The organism is Litchfieldia alkalitelluris, assembly GCF_002019645.1.
Lineage (GTDB): Bacteria > Bacillota > Bacilli > Bacillales > Bacillaceae_L > Litchfieldia > Litchfieldia alkalitelluris.
In genome coordinates, this window is the sequence record NZ_KV917374.1 from 609,139 (window position 1) to 626,600 (window position 17,462).

Genomic DNA, 17,462 nt, shown 5'->3' on the forward strand with positions numbered 1-17,462 from the left:
AGTCGTGGATAAAAAGTCAGTTATGATCGATAAAATACCAAAAGTTGTGGATAACCCCACCGACAAGGACTTCATTATCCAAAGTTGGGGAGAGAACAGAGCCCTTTTTTGCGAGGTAATTTGGTGTTGTAGCTAGATTGTGGGTGCGTGGTCGATAAAATGTGGAAAGTCGCGGATAAAATGCTGAAAGTCGTGGATAAAAGATCAAAAGTCGTGGATAAAAAGTCAGTTGTGATCGATAAAATACCAAAAGTTGTGGATAAACCCCACCAACAAGGACTTCATTATCCAAAGTTGGGAAGAGAACAGAGCCCTTTTTTGCGAGGTCATTTGGTATTGAAGCTAGCTAGATTGTGGGTGCGAGGTCGATAAAATGTGGAAAGTCGCGGATAAAATGCTGAAAGTCGTGGATAAAAGATCAAAAGTCGTGGATAAAAAGTCAGTTGTGATCGATAAAATTCCAAAAGTTGTGGATAAACCCCACCGACAAGGACTTCATTATCCAAAGTTGGGGAGAGAACAGAGCCCTTTTTTGCGAGGTCATTTGGTATTGGAGTTAGATTGTAGGTGCGAAGTCGATAAAAGTCGTGGAATAATAGAAATTCTGTCCGGAATTAGTTAAGGTTCAGACAGGTTGAGGAGGAAAAGCAGATCAGTTTCAGATCGCAAGGAGGTTTACGAAGCCCCTCCTTTTTTTAATGGTGTGCGAAGCGAGTCGAAAAGGATGGTAGCACACTAGGAAATGCACGCAGATGCAAGGGAATATCATTAGAAAAAAATAACTCACCAAATCTCACCAAAACTTGGGGCATAAACCTCAAGTTTTTTATTTTGGAAAAAATCTCCTAGGAAGTAATTGACATATTTTACAATAAGCTATATAGTTAGTTACATAAGTAACTAACCACTTAGGTAGGTGACGTAATGGATTCCAATTTAAAAGAAGATAAACCGATATTTCAACAAATTGCAGAGAAGGTAGAATCTAGTATTCTAGATGGTTCGATTCAAGAAGGAGATCGAGTGCCTTCAACAAATGAATTTGCTAAATATTATCAAATTAATCCAGCGACCGCAGCTAAAGGAATCAATCAGTTAGTCGACCAAGAAATACTCTACAAAAAGAGAGGGATTGGCATGTTTGTAGCTGAAGGAGCAAGAAAAATCATCCTACAGAAACGAAAGAAAGATTTTTATGAGGATTATATTGTGCCTTTAAAACTAGAGGCTGAGAAGCTGGGGATTACAGTGAAGGAATTATCAAGTTTAATCACAGAGGAGGATGGAAGATGAATATTCAAATTTCGAATGTGACGAAAAAATTTGGAGCAAATACAGCGCTCAACAATTTACAATTAACATTGGAAGAAAATAAAATTTACGGACTCCTCGGAAGAAATGGAGCCGGGAAAACCACTTTAATGCAGCTAGTTGCTGGGCATCACTTGCCAACAGCGGGGGAAGTAAAGGTTCAAGGTAAAAATCCATTTAATAATCGAAATGTTCTTAAAGATATATGCTTTATAAATGAAAGCAACAATTTTAAAAAACGATTAAAAATTAAAGAGGTATTAAAGCTTGCATCTTTATTTTATCCAAACTGGTCTGAGGAAACGGTGACGAGATTGCTTCCGGTGTTTAAATTAGATCTGAAAATGAATACAAAGGGTCTTTCTAAAGGGATGGAATCAGCGCTCGGTATTATTATAGGTCTCGCAAGCCGTGCAAAGTTAACGATATTCGATGAACCATATATTGGGCTGGATGCGTCAGCAAGATATAAATTCTATGATATTTTGCTAGAGGAATATGAGGAGTATCCAAGGACATTTATTTTATCAACCCATTTAATTGATGAGGTCAGTAATTTGTTTGAGGAAGTGATTCTCAGGAGAGAGGGAGAATTATTACTTCATCAAACAACCGATGAAATGATTGGAAAAAGTTTAATGATAAGTGGTAAAAAAAATGTGGTAGATTCTTTTGTGATAGGGAAACAAGTGATCCATGAATCAACGCTTGCAGGAAGCAAGACGGTTATGTTGTATGGTGAAATGTATGATTTAAAGAAGCAAAGAGCTTGGGTCTAGAAGTAGAAAGATGTAATATCCAGCAGTTGATGGTCCATCTAACAGAGGAACAAGGGGGAAGAGCTTATGTCTAGAGAGATGAAAGCAATCTTATGTTACCTAGCATATGATTTAAGATTTAGTTTAAAAGTCTTTTGGTCGATTTTATTTACGACAGTTCTGGCAATCTTTTTTATTGCTCTATCGTTTGATGATACAGTCATCAATTATTCTACAGGTGCGGCAATCTATATCTTTTGTGCCATTTCAGGGTTCTTGCTAACAAAAGAGACATTTCCGTATTGTGTAAAATTAGGAACGACTAGAAGCACATATGTAATTGGAGCTTTACTATTTAATGTGTTGCTAGCGTTTTTTATGTCATTTATTCACGTATTGACACTGATATTATTCCGAGGGCTAATAAAGTTAACGAATACTGAAAATGTATCTATCTTTCTAACAATAGAAAACGCTACTTTCCTTTCTACAATGAGTGAGCAGCTATTAATGGACACAGTGATTTGTTTTCTTTTAATATCAATAGGTTTTTTACTAAGTTCGATCTTTTATCGCTTAGGTTTAGTTGGCGGATTCACAGGTGTTACGATTATTGGTTTGATCATTATTTTACCATGGGCTAGAGAATGGGTAATTGAGACATTATTTAATATTGCAACACATAGTTTTAGCTTAAATTATCTATCATTCTTATTATTGGGATTAATAGCGATCATTCCGACGTGGCTTTTATTACGGAATGCTTCTACGACTCCTGGGGTTACACGCTAAAGATACAGAAGGATTAAAATAATTTAGGTAGCGGAGTATCATTCGCTTCTAACGTGGCAGACGGGGGTCCTCCAAGGCGCAAGTTATGGTGGGTCTCCTGTGATTACTATTAACCCACATGAGGCGAGTGATTCTCCGTATTCTAACTTTATATGAGCTTGTTGTTCAATGTAAATCCAATTATACACAGCCTTTTTTTAAAAGAATGAATAATTCTTATACGTTTGTCGAAAAATAATCTAAAAAAGTTTTTAAGCAATGTATATAATCTCTCATATCTGTTCAGAATGATTGCTGAGGTGATAATTATGAGAGAGGAAGAAAACAAACGTACTTCTCCGAAAAAATCAAATGTTCAAACATTCTTTAAAAAGCGTTGGGTATTTCCAGCAATCTACTTAGTAGCAGCAGCAATCATTTTAACAACTGTTTTATGGTTCCAAGGAAACAATGATCTTGCAGAGGATTTAAATTATGATAATGACAAGAATCCGCAAGATGTTTCCCAAAATGAACCAGACAGTGTAGTGGTTAATCGTCCTGCTGAAAACTTCGTAATGCCTGTATTAAATGAAGATGTTGTAGAAGTTTCAAAGAAATTCTATAATGTCGACGGTACAGAAGAAGAGCAAGAAGCAGCTCTTGTATTCTACGATAATACGTACACAGAAAACAAGGGTATCGACATTGTTGCAAAAGACGGTAGTGTTTTTGATGTGACAGCATCATTAGGTGGAACTGTTACAAGATCTGAGAAAGATTCAACTCTAGGTCATATTGTTGAAATTGAGCATGCTGAAGGTGTTGTTACTGTATATCAATCATTATCAGATGTTCAAGTAAGTCAAGGTGATGTAGTGGATCAAGGTCAAGTAATTGCTAAATCTGGTAAAAATCTATTAAACAAAGAAGCTGGATCGCATGTTCACTTTGAAATTCGTAACAATGGTTTAGCTGTAAATCCAGAGGATTTCTTCGGTAAGCCAATGACTTCTTTAGAAGAAGCTCAAAAAGAAGAAGAGCCGGCAGCTGATGAAGAAGAACCTGCTATGGATAAAGAAGAGCCAGCAGCAGATGAAGAAGAACCTGCTGCAGGTGAAGAAGGCACAGACGAAGAAGCTCCTGCTGATGAGGAAGGTTCTGAAGAAGGATCTGAAGAAGGTGCTGACTCAGAAACTTCAGAAGAAGCAACGATTGGCATGGCTAGAGCTTAATCATACATCAAAAGAAAAAACCGATTCTCTTAATAATGAGAGTCGGTTTTTTAGTTTCGTTTCCTGTTTATTAGGCGTATAGCATATTTGTATCATTTACCAATAAAGGTAAAGTGATTTCAACGGTCGTTCCAATATTAACTTCACTATCAAAAGTAATCGAACCTTTATGGGCTTCAATAATTCGGTAGCTTACCATTAATCCAAGTCCTGTTCCTTTTTCCTTTAAGGTATAAAAAGGTTCACCAAGCTTTGGTAGGATTTCTTTCGGTATTCCGATCCCGTTATCCATAATTCTGATGACAATATCGTGTTGACGTTGTACAAGTTCAATCTTAAGGTTACCCCCATTAGGCATCGCTTCAAAAGCATTCTTAATTAAATTTATTAAAACTTGCTTTAGTTGGTTAGCATCACAATACACATTTGAATTAGTAGCCTTAAAATCTACCAATAAATCTACTTTGTGTAATAATGCCTGTGGGCTAGAGAATGAAACAACCTCGTTAATTAATTGTTCTAATTTATATGGTTGGTATTTGACTGCTTGTGGTTTTGCGACAACCATAAATTCATTTGTAATCATTTCAATACGATCTAATTCACGTAACATAATATCAATATAAGGTTTATTCGAATGATCCGCAGTGGATTCCAGGAGTTGAGTAAAGCCTTTTAATGCTGTTAATGGATTACGAATTTCATGAGCTAGCCCTGCAGCCAACTCCCCAACAACCGCTAGTTTCTCAGATTTTTGTAAAAGCTCTTCTGCTTTCTTTAATTTAGTAACATCTAAATTAGAACCAATTACCTCAACGACCACACCATCTCGCTTAACTGGTTTTAAAGTCCCGAAAAACGTTCGATTAAAAAGATTAATTTCATAGGAGGTTTCTGCTCCCTCCCATGCCTCATTTAGGTTACTAAAAAGGATAAGAGCAGTTGTAGCATCGACAAGATCAAATAAATCCCTACCTATTAAATCCTCTGGTTTTACTTTGAAAACTCTTAAAATCGCCCCATCACAAAGAGTGAGGATAAACCGATCATTCTGTTTTCTGAATTTCATGATCAACCCTTGTTGAAGTCTAATCGTATCCTTTAAGTCTTGTTCAGCTTCCTGTATTCGTAATTCATCCTCAATTTGTTTTGTCACATCTCTACTCATTAAACTGATATACATCATGTGTCCGTGTTCATTTTTAACAGGAAATAACGACATTTTTATATATTGTTTGTTTCCGTTCCTATTCAATTCTAAAACTTGAATATCCATTTCCTGCCTAGTACATATATTCTGAGTGAAGTCCTCTAGTATATGGGTATATTCAGGGACAATAGTCCTGAATTGCCGTCCGACTACATCATTTTTCGAAAGCTGAAATAACTGATAGAAAGCTTCATTTGCACGGAGAATGTGTTCTCTCGGGTCAAGAATTATCATGCTATCAGGCGTATTAAGAAATACCGATTCAAGGATACCTTGTGTTTTTCGTAAATTCACCTCAGCTTCATATTTTTGCTGAAAAGAGAGTCGAAGTCTTGATAAGTAAAAGTACTTGAAAATAAAACCATAACCCATTGCCTTAGATAAATGAGCAAAAATGAGATTTATATCTTGTATTGCATTATATAAGGTAATCATTAATTCACTAATAAAAAGGAAGCTAAAGGCAAGAACAAGGTCTAATTCGGAAGTGTTCTTGGTTTTTTGGTACTTTATTAGAACTGCTATGATTGTTAAAAGTAAAATGAGACTGATAGAATATTCAAGGTTATTTTTTAATACGGTAGGTCCAAGATCATTTAACAGAATGGGTAATTGATGTTCAAACTTGAAAATTACGAACGAAATCAATCCCACATATAAAAATGTACCAAAAATAAACCATCCCCGTTTGACGACAGTAGAAGCCCGATCTTTAGAAAAAATGAGATATAACAAGGTAAAAGCAGCTGTATATCTAGAGGTGATCCAGAACCATGTTGTTTTAGCATTAGAAGCTTCACCAAAGAAATATGGCATTCCAGGCAATGTGAACGTATGCATTAAATCTAAAAATCCAACAGCAAAGAAGATGGATGGAATCCATAGATAATTAGTCGTTTTTGTATCATTATAAGCTTGCCACCCATAGGAGCTTATAGAAAAACAAGCAAAAATACTGAATAGCTCTAGTAATGTATGAAGGGTTGCTTGATTTAAACCATGGTAATAAGTATGTAGAGGTGTTTGATAGATATTAATTAATAAAATGGCGATACATGTGAGAAGTAGATAAATAACTACTTTTGATTCTTTTCTTTGGCGTTCAATAGGATCCAAGGGGAGTTCACCTGCAATTTAGTTAGTAGCTCATGATTTGAATTTCTGAAATTTAGGAATGAGCCCTGAGTTAGGCTTTTGGGTGTATCCAGCTCTAAAGAGGAGCTTTAAAAATAGGATATTTAACAATTTCGACACATGTGTTCTGAAACCTTTAGACCCTCTAAATTTTTTTTAAAACTTTTTGAACGATTCTTGAGAGTCATTCGTATTATCGGTGGAAGAAAAATAAAGGAGGCTAATTTTAGAATTACTTAACTGGGATTTAATTTTACCGATAGCAATTATTCAATTAGTATTAATGCTTATTGCTTTAGTCGATGTGATCAAAGCGAAAGAAACAAATGGACCCAAAGTTTTATGGATCATTGTTGTTCTATTTTTTAGTTTGCTGGGGCCGATTGCCTATTTCATTTTTGGAAGGAAGAAATGAGTATGCTATTAATAACAATTGATTCCTTAACAAAGCAGTTTGGGAAAAAACAAGCAGTTCGGGAGTTGTCATTTGAAATCAAAAAGGGCAGCTGTACGGCATTATTAGGACCAAATGAAGCTGGGAAAACAACCACGTTAAAGATGCTTGCAGGACTATTAGCACCAACAAAAGGACGGATTTATTTTAACGAACAACCAACAGGCGATTTACGTAAATATGTGGGGTTTCTTCCTCAATTTCCAGTTTTTTGTAATTGGATGACAGCAAGAGAGTTCCTCGAATATGTAGGGAAATTATCTGGTTTACCTAAAAGGGCTGCAGCTGAAAAAACCATTGAATTAATAGAATTAGTTGGTTTGAAGGATGCAGGTGATCAAAGAATCGGAGGATTCTCGGGAGGGATGAAGCAAAGATTAGGGATTGCTCAAGCAATGATTCATTCACCGAAGCTTTTGATGTTAGATGAACCAGTTTCAGCTCTAGATCCAGTGGGAAGACGTGATGTCATAACTATGCTTACTGAACTAAAAAAGCATACAACGATCTTGTTTCCCACTCATGTTTTAAGTGATGCGGAAGAAGTATGTGATGAAATTGTGATTATTCGAAAAGGGGAACTAGCGCTCAGTTCCTGGAATTATTGCGAATGAACGTTCAAGTGGTGTGCAAGATTTAATTTTAGTGAAGCCTGTTTCTCTTACTCACTATGTGACATCTAAATGGGTTAGTTCAACTCTAGTAGCTGTCGTTTCATATTATCTTAGTATGTTAGCTGCCTATTATTATACCGTTCAATTAATTGGCGAGCTAGACGGGGGTAATGTGCTAAGTGGGGTCCTTGTATACAGCCTTTGGATTGTCTTTTTAATGACTCTGGTTATGTTTTATAGTTCGTTTATTAAGAGCAGTGGAGGAATCGCATTTCTAACCCTAGCATCAGCAATCATATTATCCTTAGCAGGCTCACTTCTCACCAAATGGATGATGTGGAGCCCATCGAGACTAGCAGCCCACTCCGCAGCCCTATTCACAACAGGAGAACCTGACAAACACTTTGCACTATCACTAACAACAACAGTTGGGCTGATACTTGCATTACTCATATTAACAGTGGTTATGTTTAGTGGTGCCTGTCACCACTCGAAAAATGTCGAAAAGAAAACCGGGCAGGCACCACCTGGTTTTTGTAAAATAAAGTGCCTGTCACCACCCTGTCACCACCCGAAGTTTGTCGAACAGTTCTACAGCTTTAATCCAGTTCTGCTTTTGAATCGCCGGAGGAGGATGTGGCTTTCTACTCTGGTGATTCCTTCTAGGCTATATAGTTCTTCGTTAATAAAGTTTTCTAGCTTTGAAAAGTCTTCGACAAGGACATGCATATGTAAGGTACTTGGACCTGTCATTTGGTAGCAGCTAGCTACACTAGGATTATTAGCTAATGCTTCAGCAACCTTCACAAGCGAAGATGGCTCACAATCTACTTCAAAGAAAGCTGAAACACCCTTCCCAATCTTCTCTGAATTAATCACAACGGAAAACTTCTCAATCACACCGTTTTCCATCAGCTGATTAACCCTTTCCCTAATGGAAACTCTTGAAAGATTCAGCTCTTTTCCGATATCTACATATGACATCCGGCCATTCTCGGTTAGCAACTGCAATATCTTCTTATCTATCTCATCTAGCCTCATCGACTCACCACTTCATCAAGTAATCATGACCTTATCTTAACGTACGACAATAAACAGAATCAATACGAACCTAAAATAATATCATTCGGGAATGGTATATTAATTGCTTATGATTGTAAAAATATCAAGAACTGCTAATATGTAAAATTAAGATTATTTATGGATTTAAAAGCGTTTCTGGATTATAATCATATACAGAGATAAATTACGTTTGTTAGTCATTTAATCAATATTAATTAACAAATGAAATGATACATACTACTAAAATAACATTGTGGAGGTAGAAGGCGAAATGAAAATGGATTATTTAAATCATCCCTATGCATCACAACGAATGACGACATTTGCGAAAAATGGAATGGTTGCAACATCTCAACCACTAGCTGCTCAAGCAGGTCTTGATATTTTAAAAAAAGGTGGAAATGCGATTGACGCAGCGATTGCAACGGCAGCCGCTTTAACAGTCGTTGAACCAACTTCAAATGGAATTGGTGGAGACGCGTTTGCTCTTGTTTGGGTAAAAGGTGAATTACACGGATTAAATTCTAGCGGACCATCTCCAAAAAACATTTCAATTGAAGCTGTAAAAGAACGCGGTCATGAAAGTATGCCGAAATTCGGTTTAATTCCAGTAACAGTACCAGGAATCCCAGGAGCTTGGGCAGCACTTTCAAAACGTTTTGGAAAGCTACCTTTAACAGAAGTGCTTCAACCAGCGATTGAATACGCTGAAAAAGGCTACCCTCTTTCACCGATTCTAGGAAAGTACTGGAAAGGTGCTTATAACGCATATAGCAAGTTTTGTAAAGGTGACGAATTCCAGGGCTGGTTTGATACATTTGCGCCAAACGGACGTCCACCAGAAATCGGTGAAATGTGGAGCTCTGAAGGACATGCAAGTACACTTCGTTCCATCGCTGAAACGAATGCTGAAAGCTTCTATCGTGGAGAGTTAGCTGAAAAAATTGCTGCATTCTCAAAAGAGCATAATGGTTTCATCACAGCGGAAGATTTAGCTGCATATGAACCAGAATGGGTCGACCCAATTTCAGTAAACTATCGTGGCTATGATGTATGGGAAATCCCACCAAATGGTCAAGGATTGGTAGCGTTAATGGCGTTAAATACATTAAAAGGCTTTGAGTTAACAGAAAAAGAATCAGTAGACACATACCACAAGCAAATTGAAGCTATGAAGCTAGCATTTGCTGATGGTAAAAAATATATTACAGATCCAAAAGAAATGTCGACATCTGTAGAACAACTTCTTTCTGAAGAGTTCGCTGCGGCACGCCGTAGTTTAATCGGAGAAGAAGCTGTGACTCCAGAGCCAGGCACACCTCCAAGTGGTGGAACTGTCTATCTAGCAACAGCTGATAGTGAAGGAAACATGGTTTCATTCATCCAAAGTAACTACATGGGCTTCGGTTCAGGTGTGGTTGTTCCTGGAACAGGTATCGGCTTGCAAAACCGTGGTCATGATTTCTCACTTGATCCTACACACGAAAACGCCTTAAAGCCTGGTAAAAAAACATATCATACAATTATCCCAGGATTCTTAACAAAAGACGGTGAAGCAGTAGGTCCATTCGGAGTGATGGGTGGATACATGCAGCCACAAGGTCATGCTCAAGTAGTGATGAATACAGTCGACTTCCATATGAATCCTCAAGCAGCACTTGATGCAGCAAGATGGCAATGGGTTGAAGGAAAGAAAATTCAAGTAGAGCATAGCTTCCCACAACATATTGCTCAAGCTTTAGCTCGCAAAGGTCACCAAATTGAAGTAACCCTAGATGGTGGTGGCTTCGGTCGTGGTCAAATTATTTGGAGAGATCCTAAAACAGGTGTATTATCAGGTGGGACAGAATCAAGAACAGACGGTTCAGTTGCAGCTTGGTAAACGCATCAAGAGGATGTTTCCTCTAGAAAAGGATTGATATTGTGAAACATGTACACATATTTTTAGCATTTTTTCGAGTAGGAATACTTGGGTATGGAGGAGGACCATCCTCCATTCCTCTTGTTCATAAAGAAGTGGTCGCAAAATATCAGTGGATGAACGATGATGAATTCGCAGATGTCTTAGCACTGGGAAATACTCTTCCAGGCCCAATCGCAACAAAGATGGCTGGATATATCGGCTACCGAGTAGCGGGAATCCTCGGAATGATCAATGCAATTGTTGCAACCATTGTTCCCACAATTATTTTAATGATTATTTTACTAACATCACTATCATCCTTTAAAGACCTTCCATGGGTTCAAGGGATGACAAAAGCAGTGATTCCAGTTGTTGGGGTAATGCTTGCGGTTCTAACATGGCAATTTCTAGATAATGCAAAAAAAGGTCTTGGATGGCTAAAAACAATTATTTTCGGAGTCATAAGCTTACTATTATTAGAGTTCTTAAATGTTCATCCAGGAATCATCATTGCAGTTCTATTAATTGCAGCTCTTGCGCAAAAGGATAAAAAAGAGCAAACAGAAAAGAAAGGAGGAACTGCATAATGCTAATCTATTGGCAGCTTTTTCTCGCTTTCTTTATACCAGGAATTTTAGGCTATGGTGGGGGTCCGGCATCGATTCCACTAGTTGAAAATGAAGTGGTGGACAATTACGGATGGCTAACAGTCAGTGAATTTAGTGAGGTGCTTGCACTTGGAAATGCACTTCCAGGACCGATCGCCACAAAAATGGCGGGCTATATCGGTTTCCAAGAAGCAGGTGTACTAGGCGCAATCGTAGCTACCTTTGCAACCGTCGCTCCTTCGTTAATTTTAATGATCGGTCTACTCGGACTTCTCTATAAATTCAAGGAATCACCAAAAGTAAAACGAATGACTAACTACATTCGCCCAACCATTGGAGTATTACTCGGAGTCATGGCATACAACTTCTTTTCAGAATCCTACATCAGTGTAGGTGTATGGCAAACACTTTTCTTAATCATAGCAAGTTATGTCCTTATGGAAAAAGTAAAAGTACACCCCGCATACGTAATCGCCGGTTCACTACTATACGGAGCTATTTTCCTAGCTTAATAACATCAAGTCAGATTTCTCAACTTAAAAGGGATCTGGCTTTATTTTTAAGAATCAATAACTGGGAACAAATAGTGTACTCACCAGGTTTGGAACCTTTATGATTCAGTTGCTGAGATGGATATATGGAGGAAGTGAATCATAGGACCTCTATGATCCAGTTGCACCAAGTAGCCGTATCTCCAAACTGTTTTTTAGGGTAGACCCCGACGTTAATTTAATTCGCACCACGAGAACAAAAATAGTGTACTAAGTAAGTGTGGAATAAGCGGAGAGCGACTTGACTCCTACAGGATCTAGTGGCCTAGGGAGACCCCGCAGGAGCCAAAAGCGACGAGGAGGATCCCGGACCACCCCGCGGAAAGAAGTGGATCGTAGCGAATGGAACTCTCCACACCAAAGTTTTTAATATTTTAAACGGGAGGAATCATCATTGAAAAAACTACTACTAACCGGATTCGAACCATTTTTAGACAACCCAATAAATCCAACAGAAGAAATTGTAAAGGCACTAAACGGCAAAACAATCGGCAACTATGAAATTGTAGGTCATATTTTACCAGTCGATTTCTCAGCATCTGCCGTTAAATGCAATCAACTAATTGATGAAGTGCAACCAGATGCTGTGATCTCACTTGGACTTGCAGCGGGACGTTCAAAAATTACCCCAGAACGTATTGCGATAAATTGTCGTGATGGTGCAGAAGATAATAAAGGTGTGAAGCTGGTAGATGCACCGATTGAAGATGTAGGTCCAGCGGGTTATTTTTCAACCTTACCAATCCGAGCATTTGTGGACACATTAAATGAAGCAGGCTTACCTGCAAGTATTTCAAACACTGCCGGAACGTATTTATGTAACAATGTGATGTACTCAGCGCTACATAAAATCGAAAAAGAAAACCTAGATATAATTGCAGGTTTTGTTCATATCCCTGCATCACATCAATTAGCAGTCAAAAATCCAAGATTACCAAGCTGGTCAAGCCGTGATTTACAGGATGCGGTCGTAGCGATGGTGAAAGTACTTTAAGTAGGAGGAGATCTTATGACATTTTCAATTGTAGGTTTTGATCCAAAAACAAAAGAGCTAGGAATCGCTGTTCAATCAAAGTTTCTAGGTGTTGGTGCTGTGGTGCCTTGGGCAAAAGCAGGGGTTGGCGCTGTTGCTACTCAATCTTATGCTAATACAGCTTACGGACCGGATGGCTTAGAGTTAATGGCTTCTGGTAAAAATGCACAAGAAACGGTTGATGCACTGGTTAGTGAAGATAATGACCGTGAATTTAGACAAGTAGGAATTGTGGATGCGAATGGAAATGCAGCAACCTTCACTGGGTCAAAATGCTATGACTGGGCAGGCGGAATGACTGGTGAACATTATGCAGCACAAGGAAATATTCTTGTGAGTGAAGAAACAGTATTAGCGATGGGACGTACATTTGAAAGTGCGGAAGGAACGCTAGCTGAACGTCTTTTAAAAGCATTAGATGCTGGCCAAGAAGCAGGTGGAGACAGCCGTGGTATGCAATCCGCTTCACTTCTTGTAGTAAAAGAAAAAGGTGGCTATGCAGGATATAATGACCGTTTTATCGACGTTCGTGTGGATGATCATCCAGATCCAATTAAAGAGCTAATCCGTGTGTACGAGCTACAGCAGCTTTATTTTGCACCACCTCGTGAAGAAAATATTGTTGCAATTGAAGGCGAAGTGAAAGCAGAGCTATCAGAGCAGTTGAGAAGGCTTGGTTATTTGAATGAAGAAGCGGACGAAGCTTTGTATAAGGCGTTGACTACTTATATTCATACAGAAAACTTTGAAGCACGAGAGCTTGAACAAGGGAAATTAGATTCTGATTTATTAAGGTATATGAAGAAACAGGGATAATCTTTTGATAAGAGAGAGTCGCATCTTAGGTTAAGAAATTCAGTTTAGAAGTACAAAATAAGAAAAAACTATATTTTTAGCATACGAATTCGCATTGTATTTCGTATGCTATTTTTTGTTGATATAATAACGATTAATTCATTATTTTTACACCTTAATGCGTGGTATACCATCACAATAAACTGAAAAATATGTGGTCGTGTGATTTATGTAGCAAAGTGACTTACGGAATGACAGCAAAAAACCATAACGGATATTATCCATTATGGTTATTTCATTCTCTTCCCAATTTCTCTATATAAACAGCCATGTCTTCAACTAGCGAAAAAAATAAGCGTAGATTTTTCCGCTATTTGCAGATTAGAGCTGGTTTCGAGGTAAATAGGGGGAGTTTTTTCGCTTATATAAAAAAATTGCCTATTTTCGTGTGTTTCTAATCAAATAAGAGAAATTTCTCCCTCTATATATGCTAGTTTCAAATGATATTTATGAATTAAGGGAAATTCTTCCCTCTATTTTTATATACTGCGTAGTAGTAAAAATCAAATAATATATCATTTCTGAGAAATATATGTATACGTTTTCAAATTTGTTCTCAAAAACACGAACTACTTAATCACTGGTGCTTGTTCTCTTTTTTTTCTATAAAATGAAACAATAATCCCCACGCCCGAACCCGTACTACGCCTCAGGATGTATTTTTGTAATATTATTGTAAAACTAGATATTTATTCCAAAAATTGCTATATAATCACTTTTGGAATAAGGGAAAATTTTCTAGTTAAAGACATGAAGGAGGAAGGTTTGTGGGGTTGATTAGGTTTTTTGTGCAAAGAAAAATTTTAATAGGTTTAATTGCTGTTTTAGTGATGGTGATCGGCAGCTTTGCAATGATTCGTTTGGATAAAGAGCTATTTCCAGGGCTTGAATTTGATGGGGCTTATGTTCAAATCAATGCCGGAGAAATGCAGGCAGTTGAGGTAGAACGTACGATTACCACACCGCTAGAACAAAAGCTTGAAGGAATAGATGGCGTCGAGAAAATTGATAGTACAACATATTGGCTCTACGTCAATTTCAGTCACGTTCGAGAGTGGCCGAGGTGATGAGGTTTACAAGGAATTTGAATCTGTTGTAAATTCAACAACCGCTAATATGCCAGGCATTCAAGATGTGGTTGCGGGAAGATCGGGAATGAGCCAAAGTTACGAATTTTATATGGATGTAACGGGCGAAAATATGGATGAGATTACGAGTTTTGCTGAAAATATCCTTGAACCAAGGCTGGAGGAGCTAGCAGAAGTACGTGATGTTTCCCTTGTCGGTATTCAAGAATACGAGATAACAATTGCATTTGACAGAGATGAATTAACCGAAAAAGGCTTAGATATCACTCAAGTGGTTGGTGTGATTCAGCAAAGCAATAGTGAATCGACTTTAGGTGAGTTAAGTGGAGAAAAAGAAACACCAACGATTCGCTGGAATACGAAGCTTGAGCAACTAGAAGATGTGAAAAAGATTAAAATACCTACACAAACAGGACACATTAACCTAGATGAGGTAGCTAGCATTACTCTTGATCCAGTTGAATCTTCATCATTTGTTTGGAAAAATGGTTCAAAGGATTTTGTGTTTGTTCAAGTTGGGCGAGTGTCAGATGTTAGTCAAATTGAAATGGCTGATGCAATTAGAGCAGAAATAAAAAACATCAGAGATGAAGGCTTAATCTCAGGTTTTGAATTAAATGAAATGGTCGCACAGGCGGACTATGTAAAGGAATCAATTGACGGTGTAGCAAGCAACATTCTTATTGGAGGAGCAATTGCCGTCTTAATTTTGTTACTTTTCTTAAGAAATATTAGAGCTACGATTATTGTGGGAATTTCGATTCCGACCTCGGTGTTATTAACATTCGCTATGATGTGGGCATTTGATTATAGTTTCAATATTTTAACGCTCGTTGGTTTAGGATTAGGAATTGGGATGATGGTCGATTCATCAATTGTCATACTTGAGTCTATCTACCGGAAAAAAGAACAAGGGTTGAATAATCTACAAGCGGTCGTTGAAGGCACAAAAGAAGTCGCAACAGCTGTTATTGCTTCAATGCTTACAACGATTGTTGTATTCTTACCGATTGGGTTACTTGGTGGTGAGATGGGGCAATTCATGATCATTTTATCCATGGTTGTTGCTATCACCTTAGTTAGCTCAGTCATTGTCGCATTTACAGTGATCCCTTCACTTGCGGAATCATTTTTAAAAGTCACCAAAAAGAAGACGGTGAAAAAAGAAGGTCGACTTCTTACTGTATACAGTAATGTCGTTCGTTGGATTGTAACTAAAAAACGATACAGTTTTGCAGTTATCGCACTATTTTTCATCATATTTGCAGGTTCTCTTGCGCTTGTAACAAAAATACCAATGTCAATTATGCCTGATGTATTTAATCGATATAACGAATTATTACTAAACACTGAATCAGGACTTTCTTTAGAAGAAAAAGAAAATCTTGTGCAAGAAGTGAATCGTACTTTACTAGAGATTCAAGATGTGGAATCAGCATATGTGATGGATAATGGAAGTATGTTATATACCATTGTTAATATGACAAAAAATGACGAGATTACAAGAGAGCAAAAAGAGATTAATGAAGAAATTATGAGCTCTTTACGAGAATTAGCGGAATCAACACCACTTGAATCAGTTCAAAGTGCGATGACTGGTGGCGGTGGATCACCGGTCCAAGTGAATATTAAAGGTGAAAGCTTTGAGGAATTACAAACAGTTGCAACAGATTTTATAACAGAGCTTGAAGGAATTGATGGAATTGTCGGTGTGAAAAATTCAATTGACCGTACATCAATCGAGCAGGTGATTGAATTTAATGAAGAAGAAATCGAGGATGCAGGTCTTACACAGCTTCAATTAAAGCAATTTATTGAGCAAGCATTTATAAAAATGCCTGTAGGTGAAGTGAGTAATGAAGAAGAAACACTTCCATTAAATGTAGAATGGGCAGAAAAGGTAGAGAAACAATCCGATTTGTTAGAGTTAGAGATTCCAACATCTGCTGGTATGGAGAAACTATCTGAATTTATTTCATTAAAAGAAACAAATACACCAAATGAAATTAAACATACAGATGTTGAGCGCTTTATATCGATTAGCGCTGATATTGAAGATAAGGACTTAGGTACGATTAACCGTGAAGTTCAAAAAGTGATTGAGAGTTTTGAAGCACCAACAGGCTATGAGGTCGGTGTTGCTGGTGATCTTGAACAACAGCAGCAGCTTCAACAGGAAATGATCATTGTTTTAGCTATTGCAATTTTCCTAGTTTATCTTGTGATGGCTGTTCAATTTAATCATCTCGTTCATCCAATTGTTGTCATGTCTGTGATTCCAATGACAATCGTGGGTGTCATCCTTGGATTATTCTTAACTCAACGAGAACTGAGTATCATGTCAGGGATGGGTGTGGTGATGATAGGTATCGTCTTAAATAATGCGATTTTATTAATTGATCGCACAAATCAGTTGCGAAATGAAGGATATGGAGTCGCAGATGCGTTAGTAGAAGCCGGTAAAAACCGTATCCGTCCAATCTTCATGACCACATTAACAACTGTAGGTGGAATGCTACCTCTTGCACTTGCAACTGGAACGTCAGGCAATTACCAAGCGCCAATGGCAACCGTCATTATATCAGGGTTATTGTTTGCAACGTTTATTACCCTTTTATTAATTCCAGCGGTATATCGCTTATTTTCAGGATCAGAAAGACGATTCAGAATGCCTTGGAAACGAGCTAGGAAGAGTAAAAAGCAAGTTGAAGAAGTGAATGAAGCGGTGAGTTGATTTGTGTATGTATGTCTAGTGCCGTGATTGGTGCTAGGTTTTTCTTTTGTTAGTAACGGGTTTTTGAGAGGTGACTTTTGCGAAGTTATGTCGAATAATCGATAAATGGGCGATTTCGAAAATAAAAGGGTGTAAATCGAA

16 protein-coding genes are annotated in these 17,462 nt (G+C 37.7%); 13 read left to right on the forward strand and 3 right to left on the reverse strand.

Annotated features, from left to right (window positions below; translation table 11 throughout):
- The first annotated feature begins 924 nt into the window (after positions 1-924).
- The 4 genes from BK579_RS02970 to BK579_RS02985 all read left to right on the forward strand — a co-directional run bounded on the left by BK579_RS02970 (position 925) and on the right by BK579_RS02985 (position 4,075).
- Positions 925-1,293, forward strand: a complete 369-nt coding sequence (locus tag BK579_RS02970; RefSeq protein ID WP_078543455.1) for a GntR family transcriptional regulator — start codon at positions 925-927, stop codon at positions 1,291-1,293.
- A complete protein-coding gene (locus tag BK579_RS02975; RefSeq protein ID WP_328589221.1) occupies positions 1,290-2,090 on the forward strand; it encodes an ABC transporter ATP-binding protein in 801 nt (266 codons plus the stop codon). Before BK579_RS02970 ends, BK579_RS02975 begins: the two co-directional genes overlap by 4 nt.
- A 66-nt stretch (positions 2,091-2,156) precedes the next feature.
- Entirely contained in the window at positions 2,157-2,861 is a 705-nt protein-coding gene (locus BK579_RS02980; protein WP_078543456.1) for a hypothetical protein, read from the forward strand.
- Between the two features lie 224 nt (positions 2,862-3,085).
- Positions 3,086-4,075, forward strand: a complete 990-nt coding sequence (locus tag BK579_RS02985; protein ID WP_407936237.1) for a stage II sporulation protein SpoIIQ — start codon at positions 3,086-3,088, stop codon at positions 4,073-4,075.
- A gap of 70 nt (positions 4,076-4,145) precedes the next feature.
- Here BK579_RS02985 and BK579_RS02990 read toward each other — a convergent pair whose 3' ends face one another.
- Positions 4,146-6,401, reverse strand: coding sequence for an MASE3 domain-containing protein (locus tag BK579_RS02990; protein WP_078543458.1), 2,256 nt, complete (start codon positions 6,399-6,401; stop codon positions 4,146-4,148).
- Positions 6,402-6,702: 301 nt separating this feature from the next.
- Here BK579_RS02990 and BK579_RS02995 point away from each other — a divergent pair, with 301 nt between their 5' ends.
- Both BK579_RS02995 and BK579_RS03000 read left to right on the forward strand, forming a co-directional pair.
- Complete coding sequence (locus tag BK579_RS02995) at positions 6,703-6,834, forward strand: PLD nuclease N-terminal domain-containing protein (RefSeq protein WP_078543459.1); 132 nt, start codon at positions 6,703-6,705, stop codon at positions 6,832-6,834.
- Complete coding sequence (locus BK579_RS03000; protein ID WP_139365028.1) at positions 6,831-7,487, forward strand: ABC transporter ATP-binding protein; 657 nt, start codon at positions 6,831-6,833, stop codon at positions 7,485-7,487. The genes BK579_RS02995 and BK579_RS03000 overlap by 4 nt, the downstream gene beginning before the upstream one ends.
- Before the next feature lie 234 nt (positions 7,488-7,721).
- Here BK579_RS03000 and BK579_RS26000 read toward each other — a convergent pair whose 3' ends face one another.
- Entirely contained in the window at positions 7,722-7,940 is a 219-nt protein-coding gene (locus tag BK579_RS26000) for a hypothetical protein (RefSeq protein WP_078543461.1), read from the reverse strand.
- Positions 7,941-8,078: 138 nt separating this feature from the next.
- Entirely contained in the window at positions 8,079-8,528 is a 450-nt protein-coding gene (locus tag BK579_RS03010) for an Lrp/AsnC family transcriptional regulator (protein ID WP_078543462.1), read from the reverse strand.
- A gap of 298 nt (positions 8,529-8,826) precedes the next feature.
- On the opposite strand from BK579_RS03010, the gene BK579_RS03015 reads away from it, so the two are divergent.
- From BK579_RS03015 to BK579_RS03040, 7 genes are all read left to right on the forward strand, one after another.
- Positions 8,827-10,431, forward strand: coding sequence for a gamma-glutamyltransferase family protein (locus tag BK579_RS03015; protein WP_078550346.1), 1,605 nt, complete (start codon positions 8,827-8,829; stop codon positions 10,429-10,431).
- A 41-nt stretch (positions 10,432-10,472) separates the two neighbouring features.
- Positions 10,473-11,039 carry a chromate transporter gene (locus tag BK579_RS03020; protein WP_078543463.1) on the forward strand — a complete coding sequence of 189 codons (567 nt, stop codon included), beginning with the start codon at positions 10,473-10,475 and terminating at the stop codon, positions 11,037-11,039.
- Positions 11,039-11,572: a chromate transporter gene (locus tag BK579_RS03025; protein WP_078543464.1), complete on the forward strand. Its 534-nt coding sequence runs from the start codon at positions 11,039-11,041 to the stop codon at positions 11,570-11,572. The genes BK579_RS03020 and BK579_RS03025 overlap by 1 nt, the downstream gene beginning before the upstream one ends.
- Before the next feature lie 433 nt (positions 11,573-12,005).
- A complete protein-coding gene (gene pcp / locus BK579_RS03030; protein ID WP_078543465.1) occupies positions 12,006-12,605 on the forward strand; it encodes a pyroglutamyl-peptidase I in 600 nt (199 codons plus the stop codon).
- A 15-nt stretch (positions 12,606-12,620) separates the two neighbouring features.
- The gene (locus tag BK579_RS03035; protein WP_078543466.1) at positions 12,621-13,460 is read left to right on the forward strand and encodes a DUF1028 domain-containing protein; all 840 of its coding nucleotides are present in this window, start codon (positions 12,621-12,623) and stop codon (positions 13,458-13,460) included.
- A gap of 806 nt (positions 13,461-14,266) precedes the next feature.
- Entirely contained in the window at positions 14,267-14,566 is a 300-nt protein-coding gene (locus tag BK579_RS26640; protein ID WP_268876446.1) for an efflux RND transporter permease subunit, read from the forward strand.
- Entirely contained in the window at positions 14,505-17,321 is a 2,817-nt protein-coding gene (locus BK579_RS03040; RefSeq protein ID WP_268876447.1) for an efflux RND transporter permease subunit, read from the forward strand. Before BK579_RS26640 ends, BK579_RS03040 begins: the two co-directional genes overlap by 62 nt.
- Positions 17,322-17,462: the final 141 nt, after the last annotated feature.